Below are 18,652 nucleotides of genomic sequence, written 5' to 3'. Positions count from 1 at the left end.
GGTACCCCTTTCGGATCGGGCATTTCGGATCGGGCATGGCTTTCCGTCCCAGCCTAGAACGTGCTGCGGTGAGCTGTGCAGCCAGCCGGTGCACGGCGGAAGCGATACTCCGCGACGAAAGTGCAAGGATGAGCGGCAACATCTCATGCCGAAAGGGACGCACGTGTCGTATCTCCTCCGTGTCCGGCTCCCCGACCGCCCCGGTAGTCTCGGCGCGCTCGCCATGGCGCTCGGTTCGGTCGGCGCGGACATCCTCTCGCTCGACGTCGTGGAGCGAGAGGGCGACTATGCAATCGACGACCTCGTCGTCGACGTGGAACCCGGCGCGCTCCCCGACACGCTCATCACCGCGGCCGAACGACTCCCACAGGTACGCGTCGATTCGATACGCCCCTACGCAGGCATTCTCGACACCCACCGCGAACTCGAACTCATCGACCAAGTGGCGACCGCATCCGACGATCGACTGCAGATCCTCGTCGACGGCGCACCCCGCGTCCTTCGCGTGGGGTGGGCGACCGTGGTGGCGACGAGACCACAGGGCGCGTACCGCATGGTGGGAAGTTCCGGAGCTCCGGAGACGCACGCCGCCGACCTACCGTGGATGCCCCTGGAGAAGACCGTGGCGCTCGACGGCGACGGCTCCTGGGTACCACCGGTGTGGCGCGAGATGAACACCGCGTTGGCAGCTGCGCCACTCGGTGAATCCGGTCGGGTGCTGATGCTCGGACGCCCCGGAGGCCCCGAGTTCCGGCCCTCCGAAATTGCGCGTCTCGGCTACCTCACGGGAATCATCGCCACCGTCCTGGGCTAGGCGAGTTCGCGCACCAGCACCGTCAGTTCGAGCCCGGGAACAGGTTCCCAGCTGCGCTCGGGATCGACGACGAACCCGTTGCGCTCGTAGATCCGCCGCGCATCTTCCATGTCCGATTGGGTCGATATGACCACGGCGTGATCGCCCCGCTCGTACGCCACGTCCACGACATGCCGCACGAGAGCCGAACCAACGCCCTGCCGGCGTACATCGGTGGACACGGCGAGCATGCGAAACTCCAACTCGCCCGGTCCAGCCACATCTGCATACGGCGACCCCGGCTCGGCGATGGTGACCGACCCGAGGAGAGTGCCGTCCTTTTCTGCAACGAGGACGGTTGCCTTCTCGGCACGACCAGCGGTGTCCTTCAAGGTCACCGTGTAGGGGCTGTGCGCATCGACGTGCCCGCCACCCACGTAGGAGATCAGGGTGAGGTCGGCGACCGCCTCGTATTCGTCAGGCGCGACCTCGCGTATCTCGATCATTCACGAATGATGACAGCACGAACTCACAGGTCCCAAAACTTCGGCGTGAGGGAACAATCACACTGCGCTGCCGGCCACCGCGTCCGGCCCTTCGGCGAGGAGGGTGCGAAAACCTTTCTCGTCCAGCACCGGGACACCCAATTCGACCGCCTTGTCGTGCTTGGACCCCGGGGCCTCGCCCACGACCACGAACGCGGTCTTCTTCGACACCGAACCCGCGGCTTTTCCGCCCCGAACGAGAATCGCCTCCTTGGCCTGGTCTCTCGAGAAGGTCTCGAGAGATCCGGTGACCACGATCGACAACCCCTCGAGATTGCGCGGAATCGACTCGTCGCGCTCGTCTTCCATGCGCACACCGGCCGCGGCCCATTTGTCGACGATCTGCCGGTGCCAGTCGACTCCGAACCATTCCACGACCGCCGTGGCAATCGTTGCGCCCACACCGTCGACCGCCGCCAATTCTTCCAGCGAGGCCGACCGGATGCGCTCGAGTGATCCGAACTCGCCCGCCAGGGCCCGAGCAGCAGTGGGACCGACATGACGAATGGACAGCGCAACCAGAACACGCCAGAGCGGCTTGTCCTTGGCGGAGTCGAGGTTCGCGATCAATCGACGCCCGTTGGCCGACAGTACTCCCGCCTTCGTACGGAAGATCGAGGTTTCGAGCAGTGACTCTTCGGTGAGCGAGAACAGGTCGCCCTCGTCACCGATCACGTTCGACTCGAGCAGTGCCGTGGCGGCTTCGTATCCCAGTACCTCGATGTCGAACGCGCCGCGGCCTGCCACGTGGAACACCCGTTCACGCAACTGCGCCGGGCAGTGCTGTTGATTGGGGCACCGGATGTCCGCGTCCCCCTCCTTCGCAGGCGCGAGCAGCGTGCCGCATTCCGGGCAGTGGGTGGGCATCTCGAAGGCGTACTCGTCGCCCGTACGTACGTCGACGACCGGCCCGAGCACCTCGGGGATCACGTCGCCCGCCTTGCGCAATACCACCGTGTCTCCGATCAGAACGCCCTTGCGCTGCACTTCGGAACCGTTGTGCAAGGTGGCAAGCGACACCGTGGACCCGGCAACCGTCACCGGCTCCATGTATGCGAACGGCGTGACCCTCCCCGTCCGTCCGACGCTCACCCGGATATCGAGAAGCTTGGTGGTGGCTTCCTCGGGCGGGTACTTGTAGGCGATCGCCCACCGCGGCGCGCGCGATGTGGAACCCAGGCGGCGGTGGAGCGACATTTCGTCGACCTTCACGACGAGCCCGTCGATCTCGTGCTCCACGTCGTGCCGATGCTCGCCCCAATACTGCATCTTCTCGACCACGGCGTCCGCGCCCTCGACACGCGAGGTGTGGGACGACACGGGAAGCCCCCAGGCCGCCAAGGCGGTGTACGCGTCGTACTGCGACTTGGGCTCGAATCCTTCGATGCGGCCGAGACCGTGACAGATCATCCCGAGCCGCCTACGTGCGGTGACGGCCGGATTCTTCTGGCGCAGGGAACCTGCCGCCGAGTTCCGAGGATTCGCGAAAGGCGCCTTTCCTTCCACAACCAGCGAAGCGTTGAGCGCCGCGAAGTCCTCCAGCCGGAAGAAGACCTCGCCACGCACTTCCAGCAGGGTGGGCACCGGATATTCGTCCGTGCCGGTGAGCTTCTCCGGTATCTCGTCGATCGTGCGCGCATTGAGGGTGACGTCCTCACCCGTGCGACCGTCACCTCGCGTGGCCCCCCGCACGAGTGTGCCGTTCTCGTACACGAGGTTCAGGGCGACACCGTCGATCTTCACCTCACACAGGTAGTGCAGTTTCGGCCCGGTCTCCTGCTCGACGCGCGCGATCCACGCCCGTAGTTCTTCGGTGTCGAACACATTGTCCAGGCTGAGCATCCGCTCGAGGTGATCGACGGAGGTGAAATCGGTGGCGAAGCCGCCACCCACCAACTGGGTGGGCGAATCCGGAGTGCGCAGATCCGGGTACTTCTCCTCGAGTGCATTCAATTCACCGAGCAGCGTGTCGAACGCGCCGTCCGAGATGACCGGAGAATCACGCACGTAATACCGGAACTGATGCTGTCGGACGTCTTCCGCCAGCTCGTTCCATCGTTCCCGAACATCACTGGGCGCGGCAGCTGGGGCTTCGGTCGATTCACTCACACACAGAGATTATCCGGTGCCACCGACGAGTCCGAGCCGTTCCTTCAGTCCGTCGCGGACTGTCGGCCAGTCCTCCGCAACCACGGAGAACATCACCGAGTCTCGGACGGTCCCGTCGAATCGACGAAAGTGTCGACGCAGGGTGCCCTCGTACTGCGCACCCAGACGGGCGATCGCCTGTTGAGAGCGGATATTGCGGGTGTCGGTCTTCAACTGGACGCGGCCGACTCCCAGAGTGTCGAACGCGTAGCCGAGCAACAGCAGTTTGGTTTCGGGGTTGACGGCCGTTGCCCACACTGCGGCCGAGTAGAGCGTGTAGCCGATCTCGAGACGCGCGTCGTGAGTGTTCACGTCGAGGTAGGACGTGGTGCCGACGATTCCTTCCCGAGTGCGGACGACCCACGGCATCGAGTCGGCGCGGGCTTTCCGCACCGACATCATTTCTTCGATCTGTGCTGGGCTGTCGGGACGTTCCGAAAAGTACGCCCACACTGCATGGCTGTCGAGTGCGTGAAACAGCCCCTCCGCGTCGCGCGAAGGTTCGAGGGGTGTCAACGTGACGGTGGAGCCGCGCAATTCGGTGTCCGCGGGAATTGGCCACACCATCTCGGGCCAAGGCTCATCCTCCGGTCTCGAGTCGGGCACCGGCACGAATCGGGGAATGGTTCCAGTCATTCCCACACGATACTTTCGGGCGCAACCGAATTGGTTCTGGGCAACGACGGTGCGCTCGACCGGTACCGGTGCCCTGTCGGTGTTCGAATCTCGAGCATGTGCCGACGACCGGATGCCTGCGATACGCATCGAGCCGACCAGCCCGAGCCCTGCTTCGCATAATTGCACGCCCCGCACAATCCCGCACCGTTCGACTCCTCGGTCCGGCCGCCCGACGCGTATGCCTGGATGTGATCGTGATGTCGAATCGGCATCACACCACCCCGCTACTGCCTTGCGCCTCCGCAACCCCCTCACATCGGCGTCGCTTCCGAACGACTCGTCGAGATCTGCCGCGACTTTCGCCTGCGCACCTGCGCAGGCCGCTTTCAACTCTTCCAGCGTTCGCAGCAGATCGATACGAACATGGCTTGACCTTCGAGTCGGATTGAAGGTTTATCGTTGTGGTGTGAGCACTTATCGCATCTCCGAGCTGGCCGAACGCACTCGCGTACCGGCGTCGACGTTGCGTTTCTACGAGGACGCGGGCCTACTGACGCCCGAGCGCACACCGTCGGGTTACCGCATCTACGACAACTCCGCGGTCGACCGCCTGGCGTTCATCACCTCGGCAAAGGCGATGGGGATGACTCTCGACGACATTCGGGATCTGTTGCAGGCCTGGCAGTCCGGCGTGTGCGCTGAGGTGCGGACCCGGTTGACACCGCTGGTTGACCAGCGTCTCGCCGATACCGAGCAGCGGATTGCAGAGTTGACGGTGTTCGCTCAGCGGCTTCACATGGTGCGGTCCGGGCTCGCGGGGCCAGCGCCTGATGGTGCGTGTGGGCCGGACTGCGGTTGCACGATTACAGACGAGTCAGCGGACTCGGTGGCGATCGCGTGTTCGCTGGGCCGCGACGAGCTGGGTGATCGTGTCCGTGACTGGCACGACCTGCTTGCCACGGCTACCGAACGCCGGTTCGCCGAGGCCGATTCCCTCACCGTCGGTGTGCGATACACCTTCTGCACCAACCCTGACGTGATCTCTGCTCTGGGCAAACTGGTTGCCGCAGAACAGCAATGCTGCTCGTTCTACAGTTTCGTTCTGCAAACGGGAGCGTCGGACACTCATCTCGAAGTTCGGGCGCCGCGGGAGGCGCAACCGCTGCTCGACGAGCTGTTCGGTATTCCGGCATGACGCCCGTCAAGACCACACCGTCACCGAAGCCCTGACACGGCAGTCGTACAGACTCAAACTCCACTGGCGATCTGCTTGTCGTACTCCTCGCGATTCGAAAGGACTTCGTCCATGTGCATCTCCGCCCACGCCTTGATCTCGCGCATGACTTGATGGAGCGAGAGACCGAGTTCGGTGAGTTCGTAGTGGACTGTCACGGGAACCGTGGGAGTCACGTGTCGGGTCAGCAACCCGTCGCGCTCGAGCGACCGCAGCGTCTGAGTAAGCATTTTCTGACTGACACCCGCAAGCTTGCGAGACAGTTCGGAATAGCGCATGACCTGCGAGTCATCGCCTCCGAGCGCTTCGAGAACCAGGGCGACCCACTTGTCCGAAACTCGGTCCAGAAGCTTACGACTCGGACAGTCCGCCATGAACGCGTCGTAATCCGCCTTCGCGCGTGCCCTCTGTTGCGCCGCCGTCATCGTCGGCATGGCCAACACCTTCCTACTTCGAGGTGACCAACGCACTCGTGAGTGCGTACTTCCCAGTGGAGAGTTACCTATCCATAGTGGAGCAGCAGGACAACTAACACAATCCTCCAGGAGAGAATCATGTCGAATTCCACCTTCCGCACCGCGGTGATCCACACTCCGGGCGGTCCCGACTCGATCGACATCATCGAGGTACCCGTCACCGAGCCAGGGCGCGGTGAGGTGCGAGTCGCCGTTGCCGCGGCGACGGTGAATCCTGTCGACGTTGCAGTGGCCAATGGCGTCTTCCACGCGATCGGCGCAGTGCAGCAGCCAAAACACACCGGGCTGGGCTGGGACTTCTCTGGAACGATCGTGGCGGCGGGCCCAGGAGTAGACCTTGCGCCCGGAACCCGAGTTGCCGGCCTGATCGGCGGCGTGGACCGCGACTTCGGCACGTACGCAGAGCAACTCGTGGTAGCCGTCGCCGATGTCGCCGTCGTCCCCGACGGCCTCGACCTCGTCGACGCGGCCACCGTTCCCCTCAACGGACAGACGGCAATTCAGATCGTCGAACTCCTCGGCAGGGCTCCCGACGGCGGGAACCGGCTGCTAGTGACCGGCGCTGCCGGTGCAGTCGGGGGCTACATCCTCGCGTTCGCTCAGAACAGTGGCTGGCGGGTAACCGGCCTCGCCCGACCCGAAGACGAGGAATTCGTTCGCGCGCTGGGCGCAGACCTCGTCACCGACACGACTCCGGGCTGGGACGCAGTAGCGGACACGGCCACACTGCAGGGCGAGGCACTCGAACTGGTTCGGGACGGCGGCATCTTCGTCGGCGTCTTACCCGAAGACGTGCCCGCTCCGATTCGCGGGATCCGCACCGGAGCCATCATGGCGCATCCGGACGGGGCGAAGCTGGCGGAACTGCTCGCTCGCACCGCCTCGGGAGAACTACCAGCACGGGTGCACTCGGTTGTTCCACTCGACCGAGTGGTCGACGCACACAAGACGGTGGCGAAAGGCGGCGTCCGGGGGCGATACGTGATCACACCCTGACGACGAGATCAGAGGGACTCGGGGTCCTCGGTCAGCGCGCTGCCGACCTCTCTCGTCAACCGGATGGCCTCGCGGCTCCAGGCATCGCTCGCTGCCGCGAGGCCACACGCCGGCGTGACGGCCATCTGGGTGCGCAGCGTGGTGCGGGCGAAACCGAGTCGATCGACCAGTGTAACGGCCGGCTGCGCGAGTTCACGCCAACCCGGAGTGACGGCAGGGTCTTCCGTCGGTACGAGGCCGAGCGCCAGTTGCTTTCCGGCATCGATCAATTCACCGATCCCGTCCAAGGCAGAAGAATCGAGCCCGCTCACGTCGAAACCGACACCGAACGCTCGACTCCGACGTAACAGGTTCGCAGGCAGATCGTTACCACAGCAGTGGACGACAACCGGCCGACCCGACAGCTCGATCGTGCTGTTCAACGTCGCGAGAGCCTCCGGTTCGGGGACGGCGGGAACCGTTTCGAGGCGGGTGCGGCCGGTAAGAGTTCCAGCCAACACAGCAGGCAGTGACGGCTCGTCGAATTGCACGATCACCTGTGCACCCGTCCGTCGCGTCACCTCGGCCGCATGCCGCGACAACCCCTCACCGAGCGATTCCGCGAAATCGCGAACCGCGCCGCGATCGGTGAGAATCCTTCTACCGGTAGAGAATTCGATCTGAGCCGCCAGAGTCAGTGGGCCCACCGATTGAACCTTGAGAACGCCGTCGCCGGTGAGTCCGACCGTCTCCCACGCCTCTTCGAGCGCATCGAGGTCCTGCGCGAGGAGATCCGACGCTCGCTTGGCAAGCGACCCGCGGCGGACCGTGATTCGGTACCCGGTTGTCGATACGTCGAGAGGAATGTCGACGAGTAGGGCTGCAGCACGACCGATCATGTCCGATCCGAGTCCGCGCCCCGGCAGTTCGACGAGGTGCGGCAACTCCCTCAGCTCACCAAGAATCACTCGCGCCGATTCGCGCGCATCGACGCCCGGCCACGATCCGACACTGGTGACCTTTCCCGCGATGTCGGCAGGAAGGTTCTGTGTCACAGCGGATTCGGCGTGTTGCCGGTACCTGCGATGGTTCCGCTGCCGAGCACGACGTCGCCGCCGGAATCCGGCCGGTACAACACGACTGCCTGACCCTTTGCTACGCCTGTCAACGGCTGCCTAAGCATGATCGCGATTCCGCCGTCGACGGCTTCGGCAACAGCCTCCGCGAGCCCTCCGTGCGCTCGCACTTGCACAGTGCACTCGAGCGGCGCCTCCGGCACCTGCCCTGAGGTCCATACTGCCCGTTCTGCAGAAATGAACCAGACGTCGAGGTTCGCGGCCGAACCGACGCGCACCGTTCCGGTTTCGGGTTCGATCGCCGTCACGTAGCGGGGGCGACCGTCCGCGGCAGGCCCCTCGACACCGAGACCCTTGCGCTGGCCGATCGTGAATCCGTGCACACCTTCGTGTTCGGCGAGGATCTTGCCGGAATCTGCATCGACGACACTCCCGGGTCGCACCCCGATGTGGGCACCGAGGAACGCGCGGGTGTCCCCGGAAGGAATGAAGCAGATGTCGTGACTGTCGGGCTTGTCGGCAACCGCCAGACCGCGCTCGGCGGCCTCTTCGCGAATGCGGTCCTTCGGGGTGTCACCGACCGGGAACATGGCGCGTGACAGTTGATCCGCTGTGAGCACACCCAGCACGTACGACTGATCCTTGTCGCCGTCGACGGCACGCCGGAGGGTGCCGTTCTCGAGGCGGGCATAGTGGCCTGTTGCGACAGCATCGAATCCGAGCGCTGCCGCACGGTCCGCCAAAGCCGAGAACTTGATCTTCTCGTTGCAACGCAGGCACGGGTTCGGAGTCTCACCGGCAGCATAGGAAGCCACGAAGTCGTCTATGACATCTTCTTTGAAGCGTTCGGCGAAATCCCAGACGTAGAAAGGGATTCCGAGGACGTCGGCGGCACGACGTGCGTCTCCGGCATCCTCCTTCGAGCAGCACCCGCGGGACCCGGTACGCAACGCGCCCGGAGCCGTGGACAGCGCGAGGTGAACGCCGACCACGTCGTGGCCCGCATCTACTGCGCGGGCGGCGGCCACTGCCGAGTCCACGCCGCCGCTCATGGCTGCGAGAATGCGCATCAAATACCTCCTCCGCGCGATCCGACGCCGGCCAGACCGGCCGCACGGGCGCGCTCGACTACCTGTGGCAACGCCGCGATGAGCGCGTCCACGTCCTCGTTCGTCGATGTATGCCCCATCGAGAACCGCAGCGATCCGCGAGCGGTGACGGGGTCGGTGCCGATGGCGACGAGTACGTGACTCGCTCGCGCGACACCGGCGGTGCAGGCAGATCCGGTCGAACACTCGATTCCGGCCGCGTCGAGCAGCATCAGGAGTGAATCGCCCTCACATCCTGGGAACGTGAAATGCGCGTTTCCGACGAGTCTGTCGTTACCGACCGGTCCGTTGAGCACTGCCTCGGGCGCCACCCGCTGAACTCCTGCCACGAGCCGGTCCCGCAGAGCGGCGAGTTCCGTCGTGCGGGCCGGCATCGAGTCGATGCCCTCCTGCAGTGCGGCCGCCATGCCCACAACTCCCGCGGTGTCGGGAGTGCCGGACCGAAGTTCCCGCTCGTGCCCTCCCCCATGGAAGAGCGGAACACACGACACCTGGCGACCGAGCAACAGCGCTCCGACACCCTGTGGCCCGCCGAACTTGTGTGCGGCGATACTCATCGCCGAAAGCCCGCTCGCCTGGAAGTCGACCGGGAGGTGCGCAATCGCCTGGATGGCGTCACTGTGCATGGGGATCTCGAATTCGGATGCCACCGCAGCGAGCTCCGAGATCGGCATCACCGTGCCGATCTCGTTGTTGGCCCACATGATCGTCACCAGGGCGGTCTCGTGGGCGTGGAGTTCGAGTTCGTGTCGAAGTGTCCGGGGATCGACCCTGCCCAACTCGTCGACCGGCAGCCACGTCACTGCGGCCCCCTCATGCTGCTCGAGCCATTCGACGGCGTCGAGAACAGCGTGATGTTCGACCGAACTGACCAAGATGCGGTTCCGTGCGGGCTCGGCATCCCGTCGGGCCCGGTAAATGCCCTTCACCGCGAGGTTGTCGCTCTCGGTGCCACCGGAGGTGAAGATGACCTCGGACGGGCGCGCACCGAGGTTCGCGGCAATCGACTCGCGTGATTCCTCGACTCGCCTGCGGGCTGCACGACCGGAACCGTGCAGCGACGACGCATTGCCCACCGTCGCGAAGATGTCCGTCATTGCCCGAACGGCTGCCGACACCATCGGTGTGGTGGCGGCGTGGTCCAGGTAGACCGGCGAAGCAACGGTACGAGCAGACGTCATGACCCGACCAGGATAACCTAGGCGACCAGGCTCTCCTGCGCCTCGATGGCGGGATCGACGATGTCGTGCGCTGCCAGATCGATTCGTTCGACTCCCCGTACGGCTCGCTCTGCCCGTGCTGCCAGGTCGTGGCGGGATTCTCCCGGGTACTCGATGGGCGCGAGCCGGACCTGAGCTGTGACGTTCTTCTGCCGGATGATGCGACCGATCGACTGTCCGATCGTCTCGTCGCCCACGAAGCACGGGCCGGTGGTGAGAGTGCCGTCACTGCAGCAATACCGAAGAGAGATCGGCTGCACCGGGCACTCCGAATCGATCGCGGCCTGAAACATCGCGGGCCGAAATCCACCGTATGCCCGGCCGCACCAGGTGGTGCCCTCCGGGAACACGACGACTCGCTCACCCGACCGAAGTCGCTCTGCTGCCAGATCGATGGTTGCCGGTAGACCGCGCAGGTCGTGGCGGGCGATGGGGATGACCCGCATCCGGCGCGCGAGGGAACCGAGGACCGGCCAGTCCAGAAGGTCACCACGCGCCACGAAATCGGCGGGCACGATCGCGCTGAGGACGAGAACATCCGTCCAGGACACATGACCCGCGACCATCATGACCCCGCCCTCGGGGCGGCGCTTTCCCCGCTCGTCGACGACTCGCAGTCGAATCCCGACACAGCGCAGCAGCATCCGCGCGTAGCGGCGCTGCAGGCCGGCCCTCGATTTGCGCGGAAGAAGCCATCCAGCACTCAGCACCGGAGCGGTGGCGAGTGCGGCGACGACCAGGATCCAGCGGCCGATCATCGTCGGACCCGAGACCCGATCCTGCTCGGGCGGGAGGCAACCGTCGCCGCACGGACTCGCCGGCATCCACGCGTGCTGAGCCGCGGCGCTCATCCGAGCGACCCCGTTTCGAGGTTCGCCGAGGCGGATCGAAGTCGGTCGAGGTAGCGGTGGTTGGTCTCGTGCAGACCCAGGATCGCAACGAAGTCGGCAACCCCGAAATCGGGGTCGTGCGCGGGCTCGCCACAAATCTTCGCGTTCAGCCGCAGGTAGCCGCGCAGCAAAGGTGGGACCGAAACCTTCGCAGGCGGTTCGAGGTCGTCGAGGCCCTTGCCGTCCACGACGACCGGACGGTAGGGCGTCACCCGACGGTCCGGGTCGTTTCCGTACTTTCGCAGGAGCTGATCACGAACGCCGCGGACGTTCGACCCCACCGAGGAGTCGGGTGCCTCCTGCATCGGAACCGACACACAGCCCATGACCCACTCGTACCCGGTGAGCTGAAGGTATTGCAGGATTCCCGCCCACATCAGGCTGAGGACGGACCCGGAGCGGTGATCGGACGTGACGCATGCGCGGCCCATCTCGACGATCCGGTTCGCTTCGGGTGCGAGTGCGGAGATGTCGAACTCGGTGGCGGTGTAGTAGCCGCCCGCCGCACGGGCTGCGTCGGGCGGCAGCATCCGATAGCAACCCACGAACTCACCGGTGACGTCGTGCCGCACGAGGAGGTGGTCACAGAAGCCGTCGAACCGATCGGCGTCGATGCCTTGGTCGTTCTCGGGAACCGAGAAGCCGGGTTCGGAAGCGAACACCTGATACCGGAGGCGCTGGGCGATCTCCCGATGCTCGCGGTCGGAGGAGACGACCAGCGAGTACTTGGGGGAAGAAACAACGGAATCGACGGAGTCGCGGTGCGAACTCAGAACTGACGAAGTTGTCATGGCGCAGGTTTACCGAGCCACTGCAGACCTGCGGCATCGACGAGGTGTCATGTCGATGCAGGACGGGTGAACGATGACGAAAATGCGCAGCGCCCCCGTTTCCACTGGAAACGGGGGCGCTGCCGACCAAGATGATGACCGAAGGGCGAACTGTCAGCCCTTGTGACTCTTCACGGCCTCGGTGAGCTGCGGCGCGACGTCGAACAGGTCGCCGACGATGCCGTAGTCGGCGATCTCGAAGATCGGTGCCTCTTCGTCCTTGTTCACAGCGACGATGGTCTTCGAGGTCTGCATGCCCGCACGGTGCTGGATGGCACCGGAAATGCCGAGGGCGACGTACAGCTGCGGCGAGACCGTCTTGCCCGTCTGACCGACCTGGAACTGGCCCGGGTAGTAACCCGAGTCCACCGCGGCACGCGACGCACCGACAGCTGCACCGAGCGAGTCGGCGAGCTCCTCGACCACGGAGAACTTGTCGGCGCTGCCGACACCACGACCACCGGACACGACCACGGTCGCCTCGGTGAGCTCGGGGCGGTCGCCACCGACGATCGGATCACGCGAGGTGATCTTGACTGCGCCGTCTTCCTGAGCGGGAACCTCGACGGAAACCTTCTCGCCGGCACCGGCCTGCGCCTGGGCCTCGATGGCACCCGGGCGAACCGAGATGACCGGAACGTCGCCGTTCGCCTTCGCGTCGACGGTGAACGCGCCACCGAAGATCGAGTGAACGACGCTGGCGTCGTCCTTGACCTCGACGACGTCGACCAGGAGACCGGAACCGAGGCGTGCGGCGAGACGGCCGGACACCTCCTTGCCCTCGATGCTGGCCGCGGTGATCACTGCGGCGGGCGAGGCGGACTCGACGATCCCGGCGAGCACGTCGACCTTGGGGGTGACGAGGAAGCCGTCGATGTCGTCCGACTCCGCGACGTAGATCTTCTCTGCACCGGCAGCGGTGAGTGCGTCCGCGAGCTTGTCGGCGGTGCCGGCGGGGCCGGTGACGACGGCGGACGGCTCACCCAGCTGGCGTGCAGCGGTGAGGAGCTCGGTGCTGACCTTCTTGAGTGCACCCTCTGCGTGCTCGACGAGCACAAGTACTTCTGCCATGACTAACTACTCCCTGTGTATGTCTGCTGGTTTGTCCGAGAGGGGCGCGATCAGATGATCTTCTGAGCCACGAGGTATGCGGCGATCTTGCTGCCGCCGTCGCCCTCGTCGACGATGCGCTCACCAGCGGTACGGGGGGGCTTGGGGGTGGAGGCGGTGACGGTGGTGGCCGCGTTGGCAACACCCACGGTCTCCGGGTCGACGCCGAGGTCGGCCAGGGTGTAGACGAGAACTTCCTTCTTCTTCGCGGCCATGATGCCCTTGAAGGAGGGGAAGCGCGGCTCGTTGATCTTCTCGTTGACCGAGACGATCGCGGGCAGGCCGGCCTCGAGGCCGAAGACGCCCTCGTCGGTCTCACGCTCGCCGCTGACGGTGCCGTCGGCAACGGTCAGCTTGCGGAGCTGAGTGAGCTGCGGGATGCCCAGGTACTCGGCGATGATCGCCGGGACGGCACCGACGCGACCGTCGGTGGCCTCGTTGCCGGCGATGATGATGTCGGCGGCTTCACCGTTCTCGAAGGTGATCTGGCCGAGAGCGGCCGCGAGGGTCCATGCGGTCTGAACGGCGTCGGATCCGTGCAGAGCGGGATCGTTGATGTGCACGGCCTTGTCGGCGCCCATGGAGAGAGCCTTGCGGATGGCATCGGTAGCGCGGTCGGGACCGGCTGCCAGGAGGGTGACCTCGCCGCCCTGCGCTTCCTTGATCAGGAGAGCTTCCTCGACGGCGCGCTCGTTGATCTCGTCGAGCACCGCGTCGGCAGCCTCACGATCGAGGGTGAAGTCGCCGTCGGTGAGCTTGCGCTCGGACCACGTGTCGGGGACCTGCTTGATCAAAACAACGATATTCGTCATGGGTCTTCGTCGACCTCCTGTGTGTATTTACCTGGTTGTCGTGAGCTGCTGGGCGCAGGCCGAGCTCTCGTTCTTCGGTACTTCGTCGCACGTCGGCTGTGCGTTAGATTACCTCACGTCAAGTTACCCGACGGTAACTTGAGTGCAAACCTCGTTCACCATAACGGCCGAAAGGACGAAATACCGCTGTGATGTGGACCACGACGACCGAGCCGAACTACGGGGGCACTAACCTCGAAGCGGTGAGCGAATCAATTGTCGGCGACCGTGACGATGCACCTCTACCCCTGACCGGGGAGCGGACCGTGCCCGGAATCCCCGAAGAGAACTACTGGTTCAGGCGACACGAGATCGTCTACCGAGACCTCCTGTCCCGGTGCGCCGACCGGACGGTCCTCGAAGCAGGTTCCGGAGAAGGCTACGGCGCCAACATGATTGCCGACGTCGCCGCCAAGGTGACCGGCCTCGACTACGACATCTCTGCAGTCGAACACGTGCGCTCGCGCTACCCGCGCGTGGAGATGATCCACGGCAACCTCGCCGAGCTGCCGTTCGAAGACGCATCGGTCGACGTGGTCGTCAATTTCCAGGTGATCGAGCACCTGTGGGACCAGGCCCAGTTCCTGCGCGAATGCTTCCGAGTCCTGAAGCCCGGCGGCGAACTGCTGGTGAGCACCCCCAACAGGATCACCTTCTCCCCCGGTCGCGACACTCCACTCAACCCGTTCCACACACGCGAACTGAATGCCCGAGAACTCACCGAGCTTCTCGTCGACGCCGACTTCACCGTGTCTGTCATGACGGGCGTCCATCATGGCGATCGCCTGCGAGAACTCGACGCGAAACACGGCGGGTCGTTCATCGACGCCCAGATCGACCGCGCCCTCGCCGGCGAACCCTGGCCCGAAGACCTCACCCGCGACGTGGAGGGCATCACCGCGGACGACTTCACCCTGTCCGTTCCCGACATCGACGACAGCCTGGACCTGGTGGCGATCGCCGTGAAGGACCCCGTTACGTGACAAAGCACACCGAACCGGGCATGTTCGCCCTGGTCCTGCACTCACACCTGCCCTGGCTGGCCAACCACGGCAGGTGGCCGGTCGGCGAGGAATGGCTCTATCAGTCGTGGGCGGCGACCTACCTTCCCGTGACCTCGGTCCTTCGCAGGCTCTCGGACGAAGGACGTTCGAACCTCCTGACCCTGGGTATCACTCCAGTTCTCGCTGCCCAGTTGGACGACCCGCACTGCCTGTCCGGCATGCACCACTGGCTCGGAAATTGGCAGATCCGAGCCCACGAAGCGGCCGGTATGCCGGACGCGGCACATCGTGACCTCGGCGCTCACGAGCATCGCGCCGCGTCCGCCGCGCTCGCCGATTTCGAGACTCACTGGCGACACGGCGGGTCCCCGGTTCTGCGTGACCTCATCGACAGGCAGGTGATCGAACTGCTGGGTGGCCCCCTCGCTCACCCGTTCCAGCCGCTCCTCGACCCGCGCCTGCGTGCCTTCTCACTCTCCGAGGGGCTGGCCGACGCGTACGCGCGGTGGCGCCACACACCCACCGGAATATGGGGACCCGAATGCGGGTACACGCCAGGAATGGAGGCCGGTTATCAGAATGCCGGCGTCACCCACTTCATGGTGGACGGGCCGGCGCTGCGTGGCGACACCTCGCTCGGCCGCCCGGTGCGGGATTCGGATGTCGTCGCATTCGGTCGAGACCTGCAGGTCAGCTACCGCGTGTGGTCCCCGAAGTCCGGGTACCCGGGCCACGCGGCGTATCGCGACTTCCACACCTACGACCACGAGACCGGCCTCAAGCCCGCGCGCGTGACCGGACGCACCGTCGACTCGACGGACAAGGCTCCCTACGATCCGGAACTTGCCGCAGCCGCAGTGGACAAGCACGTTGCGGACTTCGTCGAAACCATTCGTGCACGTCTGCGCGAAGAGTCCGGGCGTATCGGCCGCGACGCCCTGGTCGTCGCCGCGTTCGACACCGAACTCTTCGGACATTGGTGGTACGAGGGCCCACAGTGGCTCGAGAAGCTCTTGCGCGCTCTCCCCGAAGCCGGAATTCGGGTCGGCACCCTCGCCGACGCCAAGAAGCAGGGATTCGTCGGAGAACCTGTTCAACTCGAGGACTCGTCCTGGGGCTCGGGGAAGGATTGGCGAGTGTGGGCTGGCGACCAGGTCGCCGACCTCGTTCAACTCAACTCCGAAGTTGTGGCCACGGCACTCGAGACGATCGACAAGGTGCACGGAGAATCCGACACCCGGCTACGCAACCGAGTCGCCGACCAGATGCTGCGCGAAGCGCTGATGACGGTATCGAGCGACTGGGCTTTCATGGTCAGCAAGGACTCTGCGGCCGAGTACGCACGCGAGAGGGCGCACAAGCACGCACACGCCCTTCGGGAAATAGCGGAGGCGGTGGCCGCAGGCAAGGACACCCGCGCCGAACAGCTCGCGGCAGGCTGGAACAATGCAGACGGGCTGTTTCCCGGTCTCGACGCTCGCCGCTTGCCGGCGCATGCCCAGCCGAACTCGTTCGACCGCACGAATCCGACCGAAAGCACAGAGAGCACGCCATGAAGATTCTCATCGTGTCCTGGGAGTACCCGCCGGTCGTCGTGGGTGGATTGGGTCGCCACGTCCACCACCTGGCGACCGAGTTGGCTGCTGCAGGTCACGAGGTGGTCGTGCTGTCGCGTCGCCCTTCGGGCACCGATGCGACGACGCACCCCACCATCACGCACTTCGAAGACGGCGTCCTGGTCGTGGCGGTCGCAGAGGATCCGGCTCACTTCGTCTTCGGCGAGGACATGATCGCGTGGACACTCGCCATGGGGCACGCCATGGTGCGGGCCGGCACTGCATTACACAAACCCGGATTGGGTGAAGGTTGGCAGCCGGATGTGGTGCACGCCCACGACTGGCTCGTTGCCCACCCGGCCATCGCGCTCGCCGAGTTCTACGACGTGCCGCTCGTATCGACGTTGCACGCCACGGAGGCCGGCCGGCACAGTGGCTGGGTTTCCGGTCGCATCAACCGTCAGGTGCATTCGGTCGAGTGGTGGCTCGCCAACGAGTCGGATGCGCTCGTCACCTGCTCGGCTTCGATGAAGGAAGAGGTGACCGCACTCTACGGCCCGAATCTGCCTGCGGTCACGGTCATTCGAAACGGCATCGACCTCACCACGTGGACCTACCGCGAGCTCGCCCCCCGATCCGGCCCTCCACACCTGCTGTACGTTGGCCGACTCGAATACGAGAAGGGCGTACAGGACGTCATCGCGGCACTTCCGCGGATCAGGCGCAGTCATCCCGGGACGACACTTTCCATCGCGGGCGAGGGCACCCAATTCGAGTGGCTCTCGGAATTGGCACGGACGCATCGCGTGACCCGTTCGGTGACGTTCCTGGGCAATCTCGACCACCTCGAGCTACTCGGCTGGCTCCACGGGGCCGACGCCATCGTCCTTCCGAGCCGGTACGAACCCTTCGGCATCATCGCGCTCGAATCCGCCGCGGCGGGCACACCACTCGTCGCGTCCACGGCCGGCGGCCTGGGCGAGGCAGTAGTCGACGGGGTCACGGGAATGTCGTTCGAACCGGGCGACGTCGCCGGCTTGACGTCCGCGGTGCGTGAAGTGCTGGACGATCCGGCTGCCGCACGCGTGCGTGCCGACGCCGCGCGGGCACGCCTGACATCGGACTTCGATTGGCACAAGGTCGCCGAGGACACCCTGCAGATCTATGCGGGCGCCAAGCGGCGCGTTCGTCATCCGCTCGCGCGCCCCGAGATTCCCGAACGCCCCCTGCCCGGCCGCTGATCCGACGCGCGTCGACCGGGGCGGGTGTGCCCACCGGCGTAGTGGCACTATGTGAGCTATGCCGGTCAACGTTCCGAGGGATCTTCCTGCCCGCGCGATTCTCGAGGACGAGGGCATCTTCGTGATGTCCGACGAGCAAGCCCGTTCGCAGGACATCCGGCCGATGCGCATCGCCATCCTCAACCTGATGCCGACCAAGGAAGCAACCGAGACCCAGCTCCTGCGCGTACTGGGCAGCACACCGCTGCAGGTGGAAGTCACGCTGCTGCACATGGCCAGCCACGCGTCGCGCAACACCGCGCCCGAGCATCTCGACGCGTTCTACGCGACCTTCGGTGACGTCGCCGACCAGTACTTCGACGGCATGATCGTGACAGGTGCGCCGATCGAGCGGCTGAAGTTCGAAGACGTCGACTACTGGCCGGAGATGACCCAGATTCTGGACTGGAGCCTCGACCACGTCCATTCGACGATCCACATCTGCTGGGGCGCGCAGGCCGCCTTGTACCGCCACCACGGTGTGCAGAAGTACGAACTGCCGAGCAAGCTGTCAGGTGTGTTCGACCATCGGGTGGTCCGGCCGGAGTCAGCGCTGCTGCGCGGATTCGACGACACCGTGGCCGTCCCCCAGTCGCGCTACACCGACGTGCACGCCGCAGACATCGATGCCACCGGCACGGTCGACGTGCTCGCCGTCGGTGACGACGCCGGTATGGTACTCGCGGCAACACCCGACCTGCGCCAGGTGTTCGTCACCGGCCATCCCGAGTACGACCGCGACACCCTCGATCGCGAGTACCGACGTGACGTCGATACCGGGCTGGACCCGGCGTTGCCGGCCAACTATTACCCCGACGACGACCCGAGCCGCGAGCCCCGGGTGACGTGGCGCGGCCACGGCGTCCTGCTGTACGCGAACTGGCTGAATCACTGCGTCTATCAACAGGTCCCGTTCGAACGAAACCCTTGAGCGACC

General features: G+C 65.2%; 19 protein-coding genes. 7 read left to right on the top strand and 12 right to left on the bottom strand.

From position 1 onward, the window contains the following. Positions 1–163 precede the first annotated feature (163 nt). On the top strand, positions 164–814 hold the full coding sequence (locus ACFWO3_RS03250) for an amino acid-binding protein (protein ID WP_378573617.1): 651 nt from the start codon (positions 164–166) through the stop codon (positions 812–814). Here ACFWO3_RS03250 and ACFWO3_RS03245 read toward each other — a convergent pair. From ACFWO3_RS03245 to ACFWO3_RS03230, 4 genes are read right to left on the bottom strand one after another with little or no spacing between them, the layout of a single operon-like run. Next, complete coding sequence (locus tag ACFWO3_RS03245; protein ID WP_378573615.1) at positions 811–1,299, bottom strand: GNAT family N-acetyltransferase; 489 nt, start codon at positions 1,297–1,299, stop codon at positions 811–813. The genes ACFWO3_RS03250 and ACFWO3_RS03245 overlap by 4 nt on opposite strands. A 57-nt stretch (positions 1,300–1,356) precedes the next feature. Then, positions 1,357–3,447, bottom strand: coding sequence for an NAD-dependent DNA ligase LigA (gene ligA / locus ACFWO3_RS03240; protein WP_378573612.1), 2,091 nt, complete (start codon positions 3,445–3,447; stop codon positions 1,357–1,359). 9 nt (positions 3,448–3,456) lie between these two features. Then, entirely contained in the window at positions 3,457–4,122 is a 666-nt protein-coding gene (locus ACFWO3_RS03235; protein WP_378573610.1) for a GNAT family N-acetyltransferase, read from the bottom strand. Continuing rightward, complete coding sequence (locus tag ACFWO3_RS03230) at positions 4,119–4,376, bottom strand: HNH endonuclease (RefSeq protein WP_378573608.1); 258 nt, start codon at positions 4,374–4,376, stop codon at positions 4,119–4,121. The genes ACFWO3_RS03235 and ACFWO3_RS03230 overlap by 4 nt, the downstream gene beginning before the upstream one ends. 194 nt (positions 4,377–4,570) lie before the next feature. Here ACFWO3_RS03230 and ACFWO3_RS03225 point away from each other — a divergent pair, with 194 nt between their 5' ends. After that, positions 4,571–5,299, top strand: a complete 729-nt coding sequence (locus ACFWO3_RS03225; RefSeq protein WP_378573606.1) for a MerR family transcriptional regulator — start codon at positions 4,571–4,573, stop codon at positions 5,297–5,299. Between the two features lie 53 nt (positions 5,300–5,352). Here ACFWO3_RS03225 and ACFWO3_RS03220 read toward each other — a convergent pair whose 3' ends face one another. Continuing rightward, positions 5,353–5,772 (bottom strand): winged helix-turn-helix transcriptional regulator, encoded by a 420-nt coding sequence (locus ACFWO3_RS03220; protein ID WP_378573604.1) that lies wholly within the window; start codon positions 5,770–5,772, stop codon positions 5,353–5,355. A 120-nt stretch (positions 5,773–5,892) separates the two neighbouring features. Here ACFWO3_RS03220 and ACFWO3_RS03215 point away from each other — a divergent pair, with 120 nt between their 5' ends. Continuing rightward, the gene (locus ACFWO3_RS03215; protein ID WP_378573602.1) at positions 5,893–6,810 is read left to right on the top strand and encodes an NADP-dependent oxidoreductase; all 918 of its coding nucleotides are present in this window, start codon (positions 5,893–5,895) and stop codon (positions 6,808–6,810) included. Between the two features lie 8 nt (positions 6,811–6,818). On the opposite strand, the gene ACFWO3_RS03210 is transcribed toward ACFWO3_RS03215, so the two are convergent. The 7 genes from ACFWO3_RS03210 to ACFWO3_RS03180 form a co-directional block, all read right to left on the bottom strand. Further along, positions 6,819–7,844, bottom strand: coding sequence for a methionine synthase (locus ACFWO3_RS03210; RefSeq protein WP_378573600.1), 1,026 nt, complete (start codon positions 7,842–7,844; stop codon positions 6,819–6,821). Continuing rightward, positions 7,841–8,935, bottom strand: a complete 1,095-nt coding sequence (gene mnmA, locus ACFWO3_RS03205) for a tRNA 2-thiouridine(34) synthase MnmA (protein WP_378573598.1) — start codon at positions 8,933–8,935, stop codon at positions 7,841–7,843. Before mnmA ends, ACFWO3_RS03210 begins: the two co-directional genes overlap by 4 nt. Next, positions 8,935–10,155: a cysteine desulfurase family protein gene (locus tag ACFWO3_RS03200; RefSeq protein ID WP_378573596.1), complete on the bottom strand. Its 1,221-nt coding sequence runs from the start codon at positions 10,153–10,155 to the stop codon at positions 8,935–8,937. Before ACFWO3_RS03200 ends, mnmA begins: the two co-directional genes overlap by 1 nt. 17 nt (positions 10,156–10,172) lie before the next feature. Next, on the bottom strand, positions 10,173–11,045 hold the full coding sequence (locus ACFWO3_RS03195; protein WP_378573594.1) for a lysophospholipid acyltransferase family protein: 873 nt from the start codon (positions 11,043–11,045) through the stop codon (positions 10,173–10,175). Then, complete coding sequence (locus ACFWO3_RS03190; RefSeq protein ID WP_378573592.1) at positions 11,042–11,875, bottom strand: GNAT family N-acetyltransferase; 834 nt, start codon at positions 11,873–11,875, stop codon at positions 11,042–11,044. Before ACFWO3_RS03190 ends, ACFWO3_RS03195 begins: the two co-directional genes overlap by 4 nt. A 153-nt stretch (positions 11,876–12,028) precedes the next feature. Continuing rightward, a complete protein-coding gene (locus tag ACFWO3_RS03185) occupies positions 12,029–12,985 on the bottom strand; it encodes an electron transfer flavoprotein subunit alpha/FixB family protein (protein ID WP_378573590.1) in 957 nt (318 codons plus the stop codon). A 50-nt stretch (positions 12,986–13,035) separates the two neighbouring features. Further along, a complete protein-coding gene (locus ACFWO3_RS03180; RefSeq protein WP_378573588.1) occupies positions 13,036–13,836 on the bottom strand; it encodes an electron transfer flavoprotein subunit beta/FixA family protein in 801 nt (266 codons plus the stop codon). Between the two features lie 242 nt (positions 13,837–14,078). Between ACFWO3_RS03180 and ACFWO3_RS03175 the strand changes: the two genes are divergently transcribed. Genes ACFWO3_RS03175 through metA form a run of 4 tightly spaced genes read left to right on the top strand, consistent with a single transcriptional unit; the run spans position 14,079 to position 18,646 of the window. Next, positions 14,079–14,858: a class I SAM-dependent methyltransferase gene (locus ACFWO3_RS03175; RefSeq protein WP_378573586.1), complete on the top strand. Its 780-nt coding sequence runs from the start codon at positions 14,079–14,081 to the stop codon at positions 14,856–14,858. Positions 14,859–14,878: 20 nt separating this feature from the next. Next, positions 14,879–16,435, top strand: coding sequence for a 1,4-alpha-glucan branching protein domain-containing protein (locus tag ACFWO3_RS03170; RefSeq protein ID WP_378574015.1), 1,557 nt, complete (start codon positions 14,879–14,881; stop codon positions 16,433–16,435). Further along, a complete protein-coding gene (locus ACFWO3_RS03165; protein WP_378573584.1) occupies positions 16,432–17,676 on the top strand; it encodes a glycosyltransferase family 4 protein in 1,245 nt (414 codons plus the stop codon). Before ACFWO3_RS03170 ends, ACFWO3_RS03165 begins: the two co-directional genes overlap by 4 nt. 58 nt (positions 17,677–17,734) lie before the next feature. Further along, a complete protein-coding gene (gene metA, locus ACFWO3_RS03160) occupies positions 17,735–18,646 on the top strand; it encodes a homoserine O-succinyltransferase (RefSeq protein WP_378573582.1) in 912 nt (303 codons plus the stop codon). Positions 18,647–18,652: the final 6 nt, after the last annotated feature.

This window comes from Rhodococcus sp. NPDC058521 (genome assembly GCF_042719695.1).
Classification (GTDB): domain Bacteria; phylum Actinomycetota; class Actinomycetes; order Mycobacteriales; family Mycobacteriaceae; genus Rhodococcus_F.
This window is presented reverse-complemented; position numbering and strand designations above follow the sequence as displayed.

Bases quoted from the DNA above. Each gene is read 5' to 3' on its own strand.
- ACFWO3_RS03235 (WP_378573610.1), bottom strand. From the start codon at position 4,122: ATGACTGGAACCATTCCCCGATTCGTGCCGGTGCCCGACTCGAGACCG.
- ACFWO3_RS03230 (WP_378573608.1), bottom strand. From the start codon at position 4,376: ATGCCGATTCGACATCACGATCACATCCAGGCATACGCGTCGGGCGGC.
- mnmA (WP_378573598.1), bottom strand. From the start codon at position 8,935: ATGCGCATTCTCGCAGCCATGAGCGGCGGCGTGGACTCGGCAGTGGCC.
- ACFWO3_RS03185 (WP_378573590.1), bottom strand. From the start codon at position 12,985: ATGGCAGAAGTACTTGTGCTCGTCGAGCACGCAGAGGGTGCACTCAAG.
- ACFWO3_RS03195 (WP_378573594.1), bottom strand. From the start codon at position 11,045: ATGAGCGCCGCGGCTCAGCACGCGTGGATGCCGGCGAGTCCGTGCGGC.
- ACFWO3_RS03220 (WP_378573604.1), bottom strand. From the start codon at position 5,772: ATGCCGACGATGACGGCGGCGCAACAGAGGGCACGCGCGAAGGCGGAT.
- ACFWO3_RS03180 (WP_378573588.1), bottom strand. From the start codon at position 13,836: ATGACGAATATCGTTGTTTTGATCAAGCAGGTCCCCGACACGTGGTCC.
- ACFWO3_RS03215 (WP_378573602.1), top strand. From the start codon at position 5,893: ATGTCGAATTCCACCTTCCGCACCGCGGTGATCCACACTCCGGGCGGT.
- metA (WP_378573582.1), top strand. From the start codon at position 17,735: ATGCCGGTCAACGTTCCGAGGGATCTTCCTGCCCGCGCGATTCTCGAG.
- ACFWO3_RS03165 (WP_378573584.1), top strand. From the start codon at position 16,432: ATGAAGATTCTCATCGTGTCCTGGGAGTACCCGCCGGTCGTCGTGGGT.
- ACFWO3_RS03170 (WP_378574015.1), top strand. From the start codon at position 14,879: ATGTTCGCCCTGGTCCTGCACTCACACCTGCCCTGGCTGGCCAACCAC.
- ACFWO3_RS03200 (WP_378573596.1), bottom strand. From the start codon at position 10,155: ATGACGTCTGCTCGTACCGTTGCTTCGCCGGTCTACCTGGACCACGCC.
- ACFWO3_RS03190 (WP_378573592.1), bottom strand. From the start codon at position 11,875: ATGACAACTTCGTCAGTTCTGAGTTCGCACCGCGACTCCGTCGATTCC.
- ACFWO3_RS03245 (WP_378573615.1), bottom strand. From the start codon at position 1,299: ATGATCGAGATACGCGAGGTCGCGCCTGACGAATACGAGGCGGTCGCC.